Annotated in this window: 10 protein-coding genes; 5 read left to right on the top strand and 5 right to left on the bottom strand. The window is 72.8% G+C overall.

Annotated elements, in window-relative coordinates; genetic code table 11:
* Positions 1 to 143: 143 nt before the first annotated feature.
* Complete coding sequence (locus OO60_RS31835; protein WP_003056291.1) at positions 144 to 593, top strand: universal stress protein; 450 nt, start codon at positions 144 to 146, stop codon at positions 591 to 593.
* A gap of 57 nt (positions 594 to 650) precedes the next feature.
* Here OO60_RS31835 and OO60_RS31830 read toward each other — a convergent pair whose 3' ends face one another.
* The 4 genes from OO60_RS31830 to OO60_RS31815 form a co-directional block, all read right to left on the bottom strand.
* Positions 651 to 3,245, bottom strand: a complete 2,595-nt coding sequence (locus OO60_RS31830; protein WP_003056294.1) for a cation-translocating P-type ATPase — start codon at positions 3,243 to 3,245, stop codon at positions 651 to 653.
* Positions 3,242 to 3,946: a hypothetical protein gene (locus tag OO60_RS31825; protein WP_003056297.1), complete on the bottom strand. Its 705-nt coding sequence runs from the start codon at positions 3,944 to 3,946 to the stop codon at positions 3,242 to 3,244. Before OO60_RS31825 ends, OO60_RS31830 begins: the two co-directional genes overlap by 4 nt.
* A 109-nt stretch (positions 3,947 to 4,055) precedes the next feature.
* Positions 4,056 to 5,132: an acetate/propionate family kinase gene (locus OO60_RS31820; RefSeq protein WP_003056300.1), complete on the bottom strand. Its 1,077-nt coding sequence runs from the start codon at positions 5,130 to 5,132 to the stop codon at positions 4,056 to 4,058.
* A 200-nt stretch (positions 5,133 to 5,332) separates the two neighbouring features.
* Positions 5,333 to 7,027 (bottom strand): sensor histidine kinase, encoded by a 1,695-nt coding sequence (locus OO60_RS31815; RefSeq protein ID WP_051767823.1) that lies wholly within the window; start codon positions 7,025 to 7,027, stop codon positions 5,333 to 5,335.
* A 147-nt stretch (positions 7,028 to 7,174) separates the two neighbouring features.
* Between OO60_RS31815 and OO60_RS31810 the strand changes: the two genes are divergently transcribed.
* Positions 7,175 to 8,164 carry an Acg family FMN-binding oxidoreductase gene (locus OO60_RS31810; RefSeq protein WP_003056302.1) on the top strand — a complete coding sequence of 330 codons (990 nt, stop codon included), beginning with the start codon at positions 7,175 to 7,177 and terminating at the stop codon, positions 8,162 to 8,164.
* Positions 8,165 to 8,184: 20 nt separating this feature from the next.
* Here OO60_RS31810 and OO60_RS31805 read toward each other — a convergent pair whose 3' ends face one another.
* A complete protein-coding gene (locus OO60_RS31805) occupies positions 8,185 to 8,823 on the bottom strand; it encodes a response regulator (RefSeq protein WP_003056306.1) in 639 nt (212 codons plus the stop codon).
* A 163-nt stretch (positions 8,824 to 8,986) separates the two neighbouring features.
* Here OO60_RS31805 and OO60_RS31800 point away from each other — a divergent pair, with 163 nt between their 5' ends.
* From OO60_RS31800 to cydD, 3 genes are read left to right on the top strand one after another with little or no spacing between them, the layout of a single operon-like run.
* A complete protein-coding gene (locus OO60_RS31800; protein WP_003056310.1) occupies positions 8,987 to 10,381 on the top strand; it encodes a cytochrome ubiquinol oxidase subunit I in 1,395 nt (464 codons plus the stop codon).
* A gap of 16 nt (positions 10,382 to 10,397) precedes the next feature.
* Positions 10,398 to 11,417: a cytochrome d ubiquinol oxidase subunit II gene (gene cydB, locus OO60_RS31795; protein ID WP_003056313.1), complete on the top strand. Its 1,020-nt coding sequence runs from the start codon at positions 10,398 to 10,400 to the stop codon at positions 11,415 to 11,417.
* Complete coding sequence (gene cydD / locus OO60_RS31790) at positions 11,414 to 14,740, top strand: thiol reductant ABC exporter subunit CydD (protein ID WP_033262711.1); 3,327 nt, start codon at positions 11,414 to 11,416, stop codon at positions 14,738 to 14,740. Before cydB ends, cydD begins: the two co-directional genes overlap by 4 nt.
* Positions 14,741 to 14,811 lie beyond the last annotated feature (71 nt).

The following is a 14,811-nucleotide window of genomic DNA, read 5'->3' as shown; positions in this document are numbered from 1 at the left end:
GGTGCTCCGCCGGAGTCATGGTCGCGGGGCCGGCGGGACCGGCACCGGAGCACAAAGTCCTCGCCCCCGGCGGAATTCGTCCCCTACCGAGGCGTGGTCCGCCGGACGCACGATGGCGCAGTCACGGAGGAAAGAGGGAAGTCATGAGCACTGGTCGCGTCATCATCGTCGGCATGGACGCCTCACCCCGCGGCGACGCGGCGCTGCGGTGGGCCCTCGAGATCGGCGCCCACGCGGGTGACACGGTCCGCGCGATCCTCGTCCGGCCGCGAGACGCACTGCTGCCCGGCACGTCGTTCGCCATCCAGCCGCACGGCCGGGTACCGGAGGCGGGCTACTCGCTCGACGAACACGTGCGCGACCTGGGGGTCGAGCCGACGGCCGCGGTGGAGACCCGGACGGTCCACGGCGACCCGGCGACGGAGCTGGTGACGGCGTCGGCGGACGCGGACCTGCTGGTGCTCGGCGCTCATCGGGGCGGGGCTGTGGCGGACCTGGTGCTGGGCAGCGTGGGCCGCGAGTGCGTGCGGTACTCGCGGTGCCCGGTCGTGGTCATCACCCCGGAGGCAGCGAATCGCCTCACGTCGGTCTGAGCGCCTCGAGCCGCGGCCGCACACTCGAAGGTGACTGCCTTGCCGATCAGGTCCTGCTCAGGCCGAGTGGCGAGTGGCCCAGCGGAACACTTCGTCCAACCCCCACACGATCACCGGCATCGGGAGCAGCATCGCCACCACCCAACCCGGCAGCGCCGCGGTCCCGAACAGCGCCTGCAGGGGCGGCAGGTAGATCAACGCCGCCGCGAAGACCAGCTCGAACGCGATTCCGCCCAGCAGCAGGCGGTTCGTCGTCAAGCCCGCCGAACGCAGCGACACGCGCTCGGTCCGCGCCGCGAACGCCGTGCCCACCTGGCAGAACACGATCGCCGCGAAGCTCGCCGTCGTGGCCTGCAGGTATGCAGCGTGCAACGCCCCCGAGGTGACGTCGGCGCCCGGGTGCCAGCCCGCCGCGTACAGCACCGCGAAAAACGCTCCCAGCACCAGGACCCCCGACACCAGGCCCATGATCCCCCAGGCCCGCAGCAGCATCCGGCCGGTGACCACGCCTTCGGAACGGCGGCGCGGGCGGCGGGACATCAAGCCCGGCTCCGCGGGTTCGCGGCCCAGCGCCAACGCGGGCAGCGTCTCCGTGCCCAGGTCGATCGCCAGGATCTGCAACACCGTCAACGGCAACGGGATCATCCCGCCCGACACCGCGAACAGCAGGAACGGCAGCACCTCCGGCACCGCGTGCGCGAAGATGTACAGGACGAACTTCCGGACGTTGTCGAACACCCGCCGCCCTTCCCGGACGCCGGCCACGATCGTCGCGAAGTTGTCGTCGGTCAGCACCACCGTCGCCGCTTCCTTGGCCACGTCCGTACCGCCGATGCCCATCGCCACGCCGATGTCCGCACGGCGCAACGCCGGGGCGTCGTTGACGCCGTCCCCGGTCATCGCCACGACCTCGCCGCAGTCGCGCAACGCGTCGGCGATGCGCAGCTTGTCCTCCGGTGCCGCGCGGGAGAACACGATCTCGCCGTTGGCGGTCAGCGCTTCGTCGAGGGCCGGCTCCGGGAGCTCGGCCAGCTCCTCGCCGCTGATCACGCGGTCCGCGCCGATCCCCACGCGGCGGGCGATCTCCGCCGCCGTGCGGCCGTTGTCGCCGGTCACCACGTGCACCCGGATGCCCGCCGAATGGCAGTCCGCCACCGCCGCGGCCACCTCCGGTCGCGGTGGGTCCACCAACCCCACCAGGCCGAGCAGGTCCAAGTCGGTCTCGGTCTCTTCGCGACTGCCCGGCAACGCGGGCACCCGGCGGCCGGCCACCGCCAGCACTCGCAGGGCGCGGCCCGCCATCTCGTCGACCAGCGCCAGAAGGCGGGTCCGCTCTCCGACCGGCATCGTGCAGCGCGGCAGCACCTGCTCCGGCGCTCCCTTCGTCGAAACCCACAGGGCATCCCCGACGAGGTCTACAGTGGACATGCGCTTGAGGCGCGGGTCGAACGGGTACAGCGCCTTGCGCGCGGACAGGTCGGCACCGGTCGAGCCCGCGTACCGCAGCAGCGCCAGTTCAGTGGGGTCACCGCTCGATCCGGTGACATCCGCGGTGCTGCACCGCACCAGGGCCTCGACGAGCGCGTCCCCGAAGGAGTGCACCTCCTCGACGCTCATCTCGTTCCGCGTCAACGTCCCGGTCTTGTCGGTGCAGATCACCGTCGTCGACCCCAGCGTCTCGACCGCGGACAGCCGCTTCACCAGCGCCCCCGCCTTCGCCATCGACCGGACCCCCGCGGCCAGGGCCAGGGTGATGGTCGGCAGCAGGCCCTCCGGAACGTTGGCGACCAGCAGGCCGATCGCGAACACGAACGCCGCCGGCCAGGACAGCCCGGCCAGCCAGCCCAGCGGCAGGAACCCGACCCCGACGACGACCGCGACCAGCGCGATCAGCCACGCCACCCGCCGCACCTGGCGTTCGAGCGGGCTTTCCTCCCGTCCGACCCGCGAGGAGAGCGACGCGATCCGGCCGATCTCGGTGTGCCGGCCGGTCGCGTGGACGACCGCGTGCGCCGCCCCCGCGACGCAGACCGTGCCGCTGAAGACGAGCACCGGCGAGTCGAGCGGACGTGCGGCGTCGTCGCGGGCGTCGGCCGTCCGGGTCACCGGCACCGACTCCCCGGTCAGCATCGACGCGTCGACGTCCACCGTGCCGTCGATCAGCCGGGCGTCGGCCGGGATCCGGTTGCCCTCCTCCAGGACCAGGACGTCGCCGGGGACCAGCTCGGTCGCGGGGACGTGCCAGACCTGGCCGTCGCGCAGCACCGGCGCGCGGTCGGGCAGGTACTTGCCCAGCGCCTCGACCGCCTTCTCCGCCTGCTGTTCCTGGACGAACGCCAGCAGGCCGTTGAGCAGGATGACGGCGGCGATCGCGATCGCCAGGTTCGTCGTCCCGGCGACCCACGCCAGCCCGCCCGCAACCCACAGCAGCAGCGCGAGGGGGTGGATCAGCTGCCGCAGCAGGGCCAGTGGCCAGCGGTGGCCGCCGTGCGACGGGAGCGCGTTCGGGCCGCTCACCTGCAGACGGCGCGCGGCTTCCCGGGCCGTCAGGCCGCTCGGCGTGGTCCGCAGGTCACGCAGCAGCCGGGAGACCGGCTCGCTGGCGTCGATCGGCGGCGCCTCGGCCGGCTCGGGCTTCAGGTGCGTGGTCATCGTGCCTTCCTCCTGGTGAGGCCGATCAGCAGCAGTCCCTGGGGGATGCCGGGCAGGACTTCGCTCTGCCGGGTCCGTTCGAGGGCCGTCAGGTGGGGCAGCCGCACGGTCCGGGACGAGAACCCGCGGACGGCCGCGGCGAGCCGGGTGCCGTGCAGCGCGGCGCCGGCGAGAACGTGGTGCCGTCGGCTGTCGTCCGGGGTGGTGACGAGCAGGGCCGACTGGCCGGTGACGTCGGCGCCGAGCTGCTCGAGAGCCGGTACCCAGGCGGGCCGCACGATGCGTACCTCGGTCTCCGGCCAGAAACCGTCGTCGGCCAGCGCGCTCAACACCGCGAGGCTGACCGGCCGCAGCTCCGGCTCCCCCAGCTTGCGCAGCGCCACGTACCGGGCCCACTCGCCGCTGGACGGCGGCCGCGGCCCGCCGGTCCGCACGACGGCCGCGACAGCCGGCCGGTCCGCGTCGTGCGGGAACACGAAGATCGGATCGCGGCCCAGCACCCGGACGACGGTCCAGATGGTCGACAGCGCCGCGCCGCATTCGAGCAGGGCGGTGGTGCCCGCCCGGTCGCGCCGGGAGAGCGGCTCGGTCAGGACGACTTCGTCCGGTCGCACCTCGGCGACGCACCGGTTCGGGCCCAGCCGCACCAGAGCGTCGCCGAGCACGGCCCGGGACGAGGTGTCCCAGCGGAACGCGGTCATCTGCCCGGGCGCACCGGGAGGTGCCTGGTTGCGGCCCGGACGTCGAGGCGGCTGACCAGGCAGCCGGGGGCACCGAAGGACGCTTCGGTCAGCAGGACGTGCACGGGAGTCACCTCACGGACACTCGGGCGAGCGCCTCTTCGGCGCCGCGGGCCAGCTCCAGGTCTTCCCGGGGCCGCACGATCAAGGCGGGCACCGCCGAATCCGCCGCCGTCACGATCCGGTCGGCGTCGGTGTGCGGGTCGTCCCCGGCGCGCAGGCCGAGCACCGCCAGCCCGTCGACGACCGACGTGATCACCGACGGCTGGTGCTCGGCGACGCCACCGGTGAACACGACCGCGTCGAGCCGGGACAAGCTCGTGGCGGCCGCGCCGATCTCGCGGCCCAGCCGGTGCCGGTAGACGTCCAGGGCCACCGAAGCGTCGTGGTCGCCGCGGGCGGCCGCGGCCAGCACGCGCCGCAGGTCGCCGTCGGTGCCGGTCATCCCGGCCAGCCCGGAGCGGTGGAACAGCGCGTCGGCCATGTCGGCCGGGCTCATCGGCGCCGTCTGCAGCACGTGCAGCAGCAGGCCCGGGTCGACCGAGCCGGACCGGGTGGCCATCATGGCGCCTTCGAGCGGGGTGAAGCCCATGCTCGTGTCGACGCCGTGGCCGTCACGGATCGCGGTCACCGACACCCCGGCGCCGACGTGGGCGCACACCAGCTGCAGTTCTTCGGGTGCCCGGCCCAGCAGTTCGCCGGTGCGGCGCAGGGCGTACTGACACGACAAACCGTGGAAACCGTAGCGGCGCAAGCGGTTCTGCGCCGTCCACGCCCGCGGGAGGGGGTACCGGGCGGAAGCTTCGGGCATCCGCGCGTGGAACGCCGTGTCGAAGCAGGCCACCACCGGGACGTCCGGCAGCAGGCGACGGACTTCCCGCGTGACCTCCAGCGACAGCGGCTGGTGGTTGGGCGCCAGGGAGGTGAGCCGTTCGAGGGTGGCGAGCAGGGTGTCGTCCACGCGCGCGGGCGCCTTCTGGGAGCCGCCGTGGACGAACCGGACGGCGACCGCGTCCACCTCGGACCACCGGCGGACCGCGCGGCCCACGACGGCCGGGCCGGTCAGGTCCTCGGCGACCGCGGTGCCGCTGTCGACCAGCGAGACCTTCATGCTCGACGAGCCGGGGTTCAGCGTCAGCACACGCACGGGTCCGCTCCTTCAGCCTCGCAAGTGGCGCAGGAAAGGGTCTTCGGGGTCGCAAGGCAAGGAGACCTCGGTCCGGTGGCCAGGCGACGCGGCCGGATTGCCTGAAGCGGGAGGACTTTCGTCACCGAAGCTGCACCGGGAGATGTCCGAGCTGACCGAAGAACTGCTGGAAGCCGGCCGCGTGCGGAGCTACTGACCGCTCAGGCCACCGGGGCCGACCACTCGATCCTGACCCCGCCCTCCGGCCCATTGCCCAGCGAGAACGTCCCGCCCGACGCCTCCGCCCGGTCCCGCAGGTTCCCGAGCCCGCTCGGCGAAATCCCCTCCGCCAGCCCCTTGCCGTCGTCGGCCACGACCACGCGGATCGTCTCCTCCTTCACCGCGATCGACACCGACACCGTCGATGCCTCCGCGTGCCGGACCGCGTTGCTGACCGCCTCGCGCACCACCGCCTCGACCTGCTCGGCCAGCTGCGCCGGGACCGTGTCGATCGGGCCGGACATGCTGACCGTCGGCTGCAGCGGGGCGTCGTCGGTCAGCTCGGCGATCGCGTCGTGCAGGCGATGACGCAGCCGCAGGCCCGTCGCGCCCGCCGCGCCGCCGTGGAGGTCGAAGATCGCCGTGCGGATCTCCTGGACGATCTCGTGCATCTGCTCGATGCTGTCGCCCAGCCGCTTCTGCAGCTCCGGGGACTTCGTCCGCCGCTGGGTGCTCTGCATCGACAAGCCCACCGCGAACAGCCGCTGGATGACGTGGTCGTGCAGGTCGCGGGCGATCCGGTCGCGGTCGCCGAGCACGTCCAGCTCCCGCGCCGCCCGCTGCTGCGCCGCCAGCTGCAGGGCCAGCGCCGCCTGGTCGGCGAACGACGCCACCACCGGCAGCTGCGCCGACTCGAACCCGGCGGATCCGGCCTCCCGGGCCGCGATGAGCACGCCGGTGGTCCGGTCGCCCGCTCGCAGCGGCACCACCATCGCCGCCCCGAAGCGGTGCTCGCGCAGCGCGAGCTCCGGCACGCTGCGAGGCGTCCGGTCCCGGTACACCGAGCCGGGCACGCTCTCCTCGACGTCGATGCGCGTCCCCGACAGCTCGGCCGCCCGCGTTCCCGCGCACACGGTGACCGTCAGGTCGTCGACGTCGTCACCCCAGTCCTCGTCGACGTCGAGGCGCCCGGAGTTCGGCAGCGCGAGCATCGTGACGTCGGAGCCGGTCAGCTCCAGCGCCCGGCTGGCGATCAGGGTAAGCGCCTCCGCCGGGTCGGTGCCGCCGAGCAGTTCCGTCGTCACCTCGCTGGTCGCGGCCAGCCACTGCTGGCGCACCCGCGCCTGCTCGTAGAGGTGGGCGTTCTCGATCGCGATCCCGGCCGCCGCGGCCAGCGCCTGCACCACGACCTCGTCGTCGTCGGTGAACGGCTCCCCGTTCTTCTTCTCCGTCAGGTACAGCCGGCCGAACACCTCGTCGCGGACGCGCACCGGCACGCCGAGGAACGAGTGCATCGGCGGGTGGTGGGCGGGGAAGCCGACGGAGGCCGGATGGGCGGAGATCTCCTCCAGCCGCAGCGGCTTCGCCTCCTCGATGACCACGCCCAGCACGCCGTGGCCCTCGGGCAGGTCACCGATCAGCCGGCGCGTCTCGTCGTCGATCCCGATGTAGAGGAACTCGGCCAGGCTGCCGTCTCCGGCCAGCACGCCGAGCGCACCGTACTTCGCCTCGCCCAGCTCGATCGCCGCCTGCACGATCCGGGTCAGCGTCGTGTCCAGCTCGAGCCCGGACGCGACGGCCAGGACGGCGTCGAGCAGGCCGTCCATCTTGTCCCGGGTGCCGATCAGCAGCTCGATCCGGTCCTGCAGGTCGCGCAGCAGTTCGCGCAGCCGCAGGCCGGACAGCGTGCCCGCCATCCGCCGTGGCTCCTGCCCGGCTTCACCCACCAAGTCCTCCGCGTCATCGGTGACTTTGTCCCCTTTCCGCGGCGCCGCGGGGCGAGAGACTGTCGACGGAAGCTTCCGGATCGACAGCGTGCCGGTCCCCGGCACCGAGGGGAAACCATGACACTACCCATCACCTCGATCGGCTTGCTCGACCCCGATCAGGTGAAGTCGGCCATCGGGGCTGCGGTGCTGGCGCCGTCGACGCACAACACGCAGCCCTGGCGGTTCCGCTGCACTCACGCCGGCCTGGAGCTGCACGCCGATCCGGACCGCGCGCTGCCCGTGGCCGACGCCGACCGGCGGGAACTGCTGCTCTCGTGCGGGGCGGCGCTGTTCAACCTGCGCACGGCCATCGCGGCTCTCGGCGCCCATCCCGCCACCACGCTGTTCCCCCGGCGCGACGACCCGGCGCTGCTGGCCGTGGTCCGCCCGTTCGCGGCCCGCCGTCCCGACGGCCGCCTGGTGCAGCTGGCGGACGCGATCCCCCGGCGGCACACGAACCGGACGCCGTTCGAGGCGGACGCCATCCCGGCGTCCGTGGTCGCTCGCCTGCGCCACGCCGCCGAAGTCGAGCAGGCGTGGCTGCCGCGGCTGAGTGGGCAGCAGCTGGAGGGCCTGCGCGAGCTGGTCCACAAAGGCCACCACGCCCAGCTCGCGGACCCGGCGTTCCTCGCAGAGTGGCAGCAGTGGACCGGGCGCGCCCCGGACAGCCGCGACGGGGTCCCCGAGAACGCCGCCGGGTCGATGCCCTCGAACAACGGTGGCTGGGTGCTGCGCGACTTCGGCTCCCGCGACCGCGGCCGCCCCGACGACTCCGAGCCCCTGGTCGTGGTCATCGGCTCCTTCGACGACACGAAGGCCGACCGTCTGAGAGCCGGTCAGGCGATGCAGCGGGTCCTGCTGACGGCGACCGCGGCCGGGCTCGACGCGTCGTTCATCTCCCAGCCGGTCGAGGTCCCGCCGATCCGGGCGGAGTTGCGCCGGCTCCTCGGCGGCGGTTTGTGGCCACAGATCGTGCTGCGCCTCGGCCGCGGCACGCCGGTGCCGTGGACACCGCGGCGCTCACTGGCGGACGTCCTGATGGAGCCGTCGCCGCTGGGGGCCTAGCGCGACCGGGGCGGCCGCGCTCAGCCGCTCTGGTTGCGCAGCTCGGTGGCCAGCACCGCGGCCTGGGTCCGCCGCTCCATGCCGAGCTTGGTCAGCAGCCGGGAGACGTAGTTCTTGACCGTCTTCTCGGCCAGGAACATCCGCTCCGAAATCTGCCGGTTGGTCAGCCCCTCGCCGATCAGCTCCAGCAGCTTCCGTTCCTGGTCCGACAGGTCGGCCAGCGGGCCCTTCTTCGCCTGGCTGTCCCGCAGTTTCGCCATCAACGCCGCCGTCGCGTGGGCGTCGAGCAGGGACTTGCCCGCGCCGACGCCCTGGACCGCCGAGACCAGGTCCATGCCCTTGATGTCCTTGATCACGAACCCGCTCGCGCCGGCCAGCACCGCGTCGAGCATCGCCTGCTCGTCGGTGTAGGACGTCAGCATCAGGCACTTCAGCCCGGGCAGCTTGGACCGCAGCTCGCGGGCCAGCTCGATGCCGTTGCCGTCCGGTAGCCGCACGTCCAGCACGGCCACGTCCGGGTTCAGCGCCGGGATCCGGGCCAGCGCCTGCGACACGCTGCCCGCCTGGCCGACCACCGTGAGGTTCTCGTCCTCGTCCAGCAGGTCGGCGACACCACGGCGGACGACCTCGTGGTCGTCGACGAGGAACACGCGGAGCATGGACAACCTCCCAAGAACGGGTCGGACACGCTCAGCGTACGACCGCCGGACCCGCGGGGGCAGGGACCCGGGACCGTCCGGAAAGTGACCAAGGACCCTAAGGCCGGACGCCGTCGGCACCGGATGCTCGCCGGGTGACCCGCGACCGAGCAGGAGATACCGGATGAGCGCCCTGGACATCGCCCGATGGCAGTTCGGGATCACCACCGTCTACCACTTCCTCTTCGTCCCGCTGACCATCGGGCTGTCCTTCCTGGTCGCCGGGATGCAGACCGCCTGGGTGCGCACCGGGAACGACCGCTATCGCCGGATGACGAAGTTCTGGGGCAAGCTGTTCCTCATCAACTTCGCCATGGGCGTGGCGACCGGCATCGTGCAGGAGTTCCAGTTCGGGATGAACTGGTCGGACCACAGCACGTTCGTCGGCGACGTCTTCGGCGCGCCGCTGGCCATCGAGGGCCTGCTCGCGTTCTTCCTCGAGTCGACGTTCCTCGGCCTGTGGATCTTCGGCTGGGACAAGCTGCCGAAGAAGCTGCACCTGGCCACCATCTGGCTCGCCTCGATCGGCACGGTCCTCTCGGCGTACTTCATCCTCGCCGCCAACTCCTGGATGCAGCACCCGGTCGGCTACGCGGTCAACCCCGCCACCGGCCGCGCGGAACTGAAGGACTTCGGGGCCGTGCTCACCAACTCGACCGCCGTCGGCGCCTTCGCCCACACCATCACCGCGTGCTTCCTGACCGCCGGGATGTTCGTCGTCGGGATCAGCGCCTGGCAGCTGCGGAAGGGCCGCAACGCCGACGTGTACCGCCCGTCGATGAAGCTCGCGCTGGTCACCGTGCTGGTCGCCAGTCTGGGCGTCATCGTCACCGGTGATCTGCAGGCCCGGCTGATGACCGAGCAGCAGCCGATGAAGATGGCCGCCGCCGAAGCGCTCTACGACACCGTCGCGCCCGCGTCGTTCTCCCTGTTCACCATCGGCTCGCTCGACGGCTCGCAGGAGCGGTTCAGCATCCGCGTCCCCGGCGTGCTGTCCTTCATGGCCACCGGCCACTTCGACGGCCGCGTCGAGGGCATCAACGACCTCCAGGCGGGCGAACAGCAGCAGTACGGCCCCGGCGAATACCGGCCGGACATCCCGGTCGCCTACTGGACGTTCCGGCTGATGATCGGCTTCGGCTTCCTGTGCCTGCTGATCTCGCTGGTGGGGCTCTGGCTGTTCCGCCGCGGCCGCACCCCGCGCGCCCGCTGGTTCTTCCCCGTCGCGACCGCCGGGCTCGCCCTGCCCTTCCTGGCCAACAGCGTCGGCTGGATCTTCACCGAAATGGGCCGCCAGCCGTGGTCGGTGTTCGGCGTGCTCAAGACCGCGAACTCGGTGTCCCCGACCGTCTCCGCCGGGACCGTGCTGACCTCGCTGATCGTGTTCACCGTGCTCTACGGCGTGCTCGCGGTCGTCGACGGCGTCCTGATGGTCCGCTACGCCAAGGCCGGTCCCCCACCGCCGGAGGCGCCCGCACCCGAAACCGACGAGCCGCGGCCCGCGGCCTTCGCCTACTAGCGCCGGAGACCCCGTCATGGCCCTCACCGACATCTGGTTCCTGCTCATCGCGGTCCTCTGGACCGGCTACTTCGTCCTCGAAGGCTTCGACTTCGGCGTCGGCACGCTGCTGCGCGTCCTCGGCCGCGACGACACCGACCGCCGCGTGCTGATCAACACGATCGGCCCGGTCTGGGACGGCAACGAGGTCTGGCTGCTCGTCGCCGGCGGCGCGACCTTCGCCGCCTTCCCGCTCTGGTACTCGAGCCTGTTCTCCGGCTTCTACCTCGCGCTGCTGCTCGTGCTGGTGGCGCTGATCCTGCGCGGGGTCGCGTTCGAGTTCCGCGGCAAGCTCGACAGCCCGCGCTGGCGCAACACCTGGGACTGGATCATCGTCTTCGGCTCCGCCGCACCCTCCCTGCTGTGGGGTGTCGCCTTCGGCAACATCGTCCACGGCGTCCCGCTCGACGCGCAGCACCACTTCACCGGCACGTTCTTCACCCTGCTCAACCCGTACGCGCTGCTCGGCGGGCTGGCGACGCTCAGCCTGTTCTCCTTCCACGGCGCGGTCTTCCTCACCCTGAAGACCACCGGTGAGATCCGCGGCCGGGCTCAGTCGCTGAGCCGCGCGCTCGGCGGCACGGCGATCGTGTTCGGCGGCGTCTTCCTCGGCTACACCGCGATCGAGCACGGCGGCTGGGCTTGGCTGTCGTCGGCGCTGGCCGCGCTGCTGCTCGTCGCGGCGGTGCTGTTCGCCGCCGGCGAGCGGGACGGGTTCGCCTTCGCGAGCACGGCGGCCGCGATCATCGCGGTCACCTTCACGCTGTTCTGGTCGCTGTACCCGGACGTACTGCCCTCGACGAGCGACCCGGCGTTCGGCCTGACCACGACGAACGCGTCCTCGACGCCGTACACGCTGCGGATCATGACCTGGGTCGCGGTCGTGTTCACCCCGATCGTGCTGGCCTACCAGGCCTGGACGTACTGGGTGTTCCGCAAGCGGATCAGCCGCGCGTCGATCCCCGCCGGCGGCGGCCTGCCCGCGGGCCGCCGGTGAAGCCCCTCGACCCGCGGCTGCTCCGCCACGCGAGCGCGGTCCGGCCGTTCGTCCTCGCCTGCGCCGGGCTGGGTGTGCTCACCGCGATGCTGGTGCTCGCCCAGGCGGAGCTGCTCGCGAAGACGATCACGTGGGCCTTCCTCGACGGCTTCCCGCTCCGGAGCCTGCTGCTGCCGCTCGGGCTGCTGACCGCGGTCGTCGTGGCCCGGGCCGGAACCGCGTGGGTGGCCGAGACGACCGCGCACCGCGCCGCCGCCCGGGCTTTCTCGCAGCTGCGCGAGACGGTGATCGCGGCCGCGCTGCGGATCGGGCCCCGGCGGGCCGGCCGCTCCCCCGCCGAGGTCGCCGCCCTGGCGACGCACGGCGTCGACCGGCTGGAAGGCTACTTCGCGCGCTACCTGCCGCAGCTGCTGATCGCGGCGGTCGTGCCGCTGGTCGTCGGAGTGCGGCTCCTGGCCGCCGACTGGGCCGCCGCGGTGATCGTCGGCCTGACGGTGCCGCTCATCCCGGTGTTCATGATCCTCATCGGACTCCACACCCAGCGCGACGTCCGGCGCCAGTGGCGGACCCTGTCCGTGCTGGGCAACCACTTCCTCGACCTGGTCGCCGGGCTCGCCGAGCTGACCGCGTTCGGCCGCGCCCGCGCGCAGATCCGGTCGCTGCGGGAGATCACCGGGCAGTACCGCCGGCACACCATGCGGACGCTGCGGGTCGCGTTCCTGTCGGCATTGGCGCTGGAGCTGCTGGCGACGCTGTCGGTCGCGGTCGTCGCCGTGTCGATCGGGCTCCGGCTGCTGGCCGGCGAACTCGACCTGCAGACGGCGCTCGTCGTGCTGATCCTCGCCCCGGAGGTGTACCTGCCGCTGCGGGCGGTCGGCGCCCGGTTCCACGACAGCGCCGAAGGGCTCGCCGCGGCCGAAGACATCATCGCGCTCGCCGGCACGCCGTCCGACGACGCCGGAAACCGCACGGTCCCCGACCTCACCCGGGTTGCGCTGCGCTGCGAAGACGTCACGGCCGAGGGCCGGTCGGGGCCGATCCTCGACGGCTTCTGCCTGCGCCTGCCGCCCGGTGAGGTGGTCGGGGTGACCGGGCCGAGCGGGGCGGGCAAGTCGACGCTGCTCGATCTGCTCCTGGGCTGGCGACGGCCCGACGGCGGCCGGATCCTCGTCGGCGACACCGACCTCGCCGACATCGGGCGGGCCACCTGGCACCGGCACCTGGCGTGGGTACCGCAGCAGCCGCACCTGATCGCCGGGACGGTGGCGGAGAACATCCGCCTGGGCTCCCCCGACGCGTCCGACGACGCCGTGCTCGCCGCCGCCGACACCGCGGCACTCGACGTCCCGCTGTCCACAATGGCCGGTGAACTGGGTGCCGGGCTGTCGACCGGGCAGCGCCGCCGGGTCGCGCTGGCCCGCGCGGTGCTCCTGGACCGGCCGCTCATCCTGCTGGACGAGCCGACCGAGGGCGTCGACGCGGAGACCGAGGCGGCCATCCTCGAGCGGCTGCCGAAGGTGCTCGCCGGCCGGACCGCCGTCATCGTCAGCCACCACCCGGCCGTGCTGGCCCGCTGCGACCGGGTGATCTCCCTCGGCGAGCCGGTCGTCCTTCCCGCTGTACCGGACACCGCCCCGACGCGGCCGATCTCGCGACCGGCTGCGACTCCGATCGGCTCGCCATCCCATGTCGACGTGCCGAAGTGGCGGCCGTTGCGCGAGGCGATCCGGCCGCACCGGCTGCGGCTGGCGCTGGCCTGCCTGGCCGCAACGGCCGCGCTGGGCTGCGGGGTCGCGCTCACGGCGACATCGTCGTGGCTGATCGCGAGTGCGGCCCTGCACCCACCGGTGCTGAGCCTGCTGGTGGCGATCGTCGCGGTGCGGACGTTCGGCCTGGCCAAGGGCCTCTTCCGCTACACCGAGCGGCTGCTCTCCCACGACGTGGCCCTGCGCGCGCTGGCGGAGCTGCGGGTGCGGGTGTGGGCCCAGCTGGTCAGGATCGGCCCGGCGGGCACCGCGCGCCTGCGCCGCGGCGACCTGCTGCACCGGCTGGTGTCCGATGTGGACAGCCAGCAGGACGTCCTGGTCCGCGGCCTGGTCCCGGGCGTGTCGACGTTCCTGGTGCTGTCGGCGACCGCGGTCACCCTCGGCGTCATCCTGCCCGGCGCGCTGCTTCCGGCGGCTGCGGGCTTCGCCATCGCCGGCGTGCTGGCGCCGGTCGTCGCGGCACTGGCAGCTCGCCGGGCGCTGCGCTCGACGGCGGGTCTGCGAGCGGACCTGACGGCCGGGACGGTGGAGCTGCTGCAGGCATCGGCCGACCTGATCACCCACGACGCGGCGACCCGGCGGCACGCGCGGCTGCGCGAGCTCGACGGCGTCTTGACGGCTCTGCAGCGCCGGTCGGCGGTGTGGCGCGGCCTGGGCGGCGGGATCGCGACGCTGGGCGTCGGGCTGACGTCGGTGACGTGCCTGGTGCTGGGCATCCTGGCGGCGGTCCCGGGCCCGGCACTGGCGGTGCTGGCGCTGACCCCGCTGGCGACGGCGGAGCTGGTGGCCGGCCTGCCGGAGGCGGCCCAGCGGCTGCTCGGCGCGGCCGGTTCGGCACGCCGGCTGGCGGAACTGGACACGCTCCCGGCGCCTTCGCCTGCCGCCGCTCCGGCGCCGGTGGCCTCGACCCTGGCGGCCGAGCACCTGTCGGTCCGCTGGCCGGGTGCCCCGGCGGACGCGGTCCAGGACGTCAACCTGCACATCGGCCACCGGGTGGCGTTGACGGGCCGCTCGGGCGCGGGCAAGAGCACGGTGCTCGCGGCCCTGATGCGCTACCTGGACCCCTCGGCGGGCCGGGTCCTGCTGGCCGGCACGAACACCCTGACCTGCGACGGCGACTCGGTCCGGGCACGCATCGCCTGGTGCGGCCCGGAGACGCACCTGTTCGACAGCACGCTGCGCGAGAACCTCCGCTTGGCCCGCCCTTCGGCCACCGACGCGGAGCTGCGGGCCGCGCTGGGCCGGGCGCAGCTGTCATCGTGGTTCTCGCGGCTGCCGGAGGGTTTCGACACGGCGTTGGGAGCGCACGGCACCCCGGTCTCCGGCGGCGAGCGTCAGCGCCTCGGGGTGGCTCGGGCGTTGGCGTCGGAGCGGCCGATCCTGCTGCTGGACGAACCGACGGCCCACCTGGACGCCCCGACGGCCTCGGCTCTGGCGGCCGACATCCTGAAGGCGACCGCAGGCCGCTCGGCGCTGGTGGTGACCCATCGACCGGCGGAATTCGCCGAGCTCCCGGCCGTGAGCGTCTCTGCCGGCAGGTCTGTAAGCGTGCCTTAGCGATCCGTCCTGAATTTGTCAGGTACTTTCCGGCCTTCAATGGCTAGCGTGAGGAGACTTCGTCTGTCATA

It is taken from the genome of Amycolatopsis vancoresmycina (assembly GCF_000716785.1).
In the GTDB taxonomy this organism is placed as follows: Bacteria; Actinomycetota; Actinomycetes; order Mycobacteriales; family Pseudonocardiaceae; genus Amycolatopsis; species Amycolatopsis vancoresmycina.
Note: the sequence above shows the minus strand (reverse complement) of the source record. Positions and strands in the feature narration are given on the sequence as shown.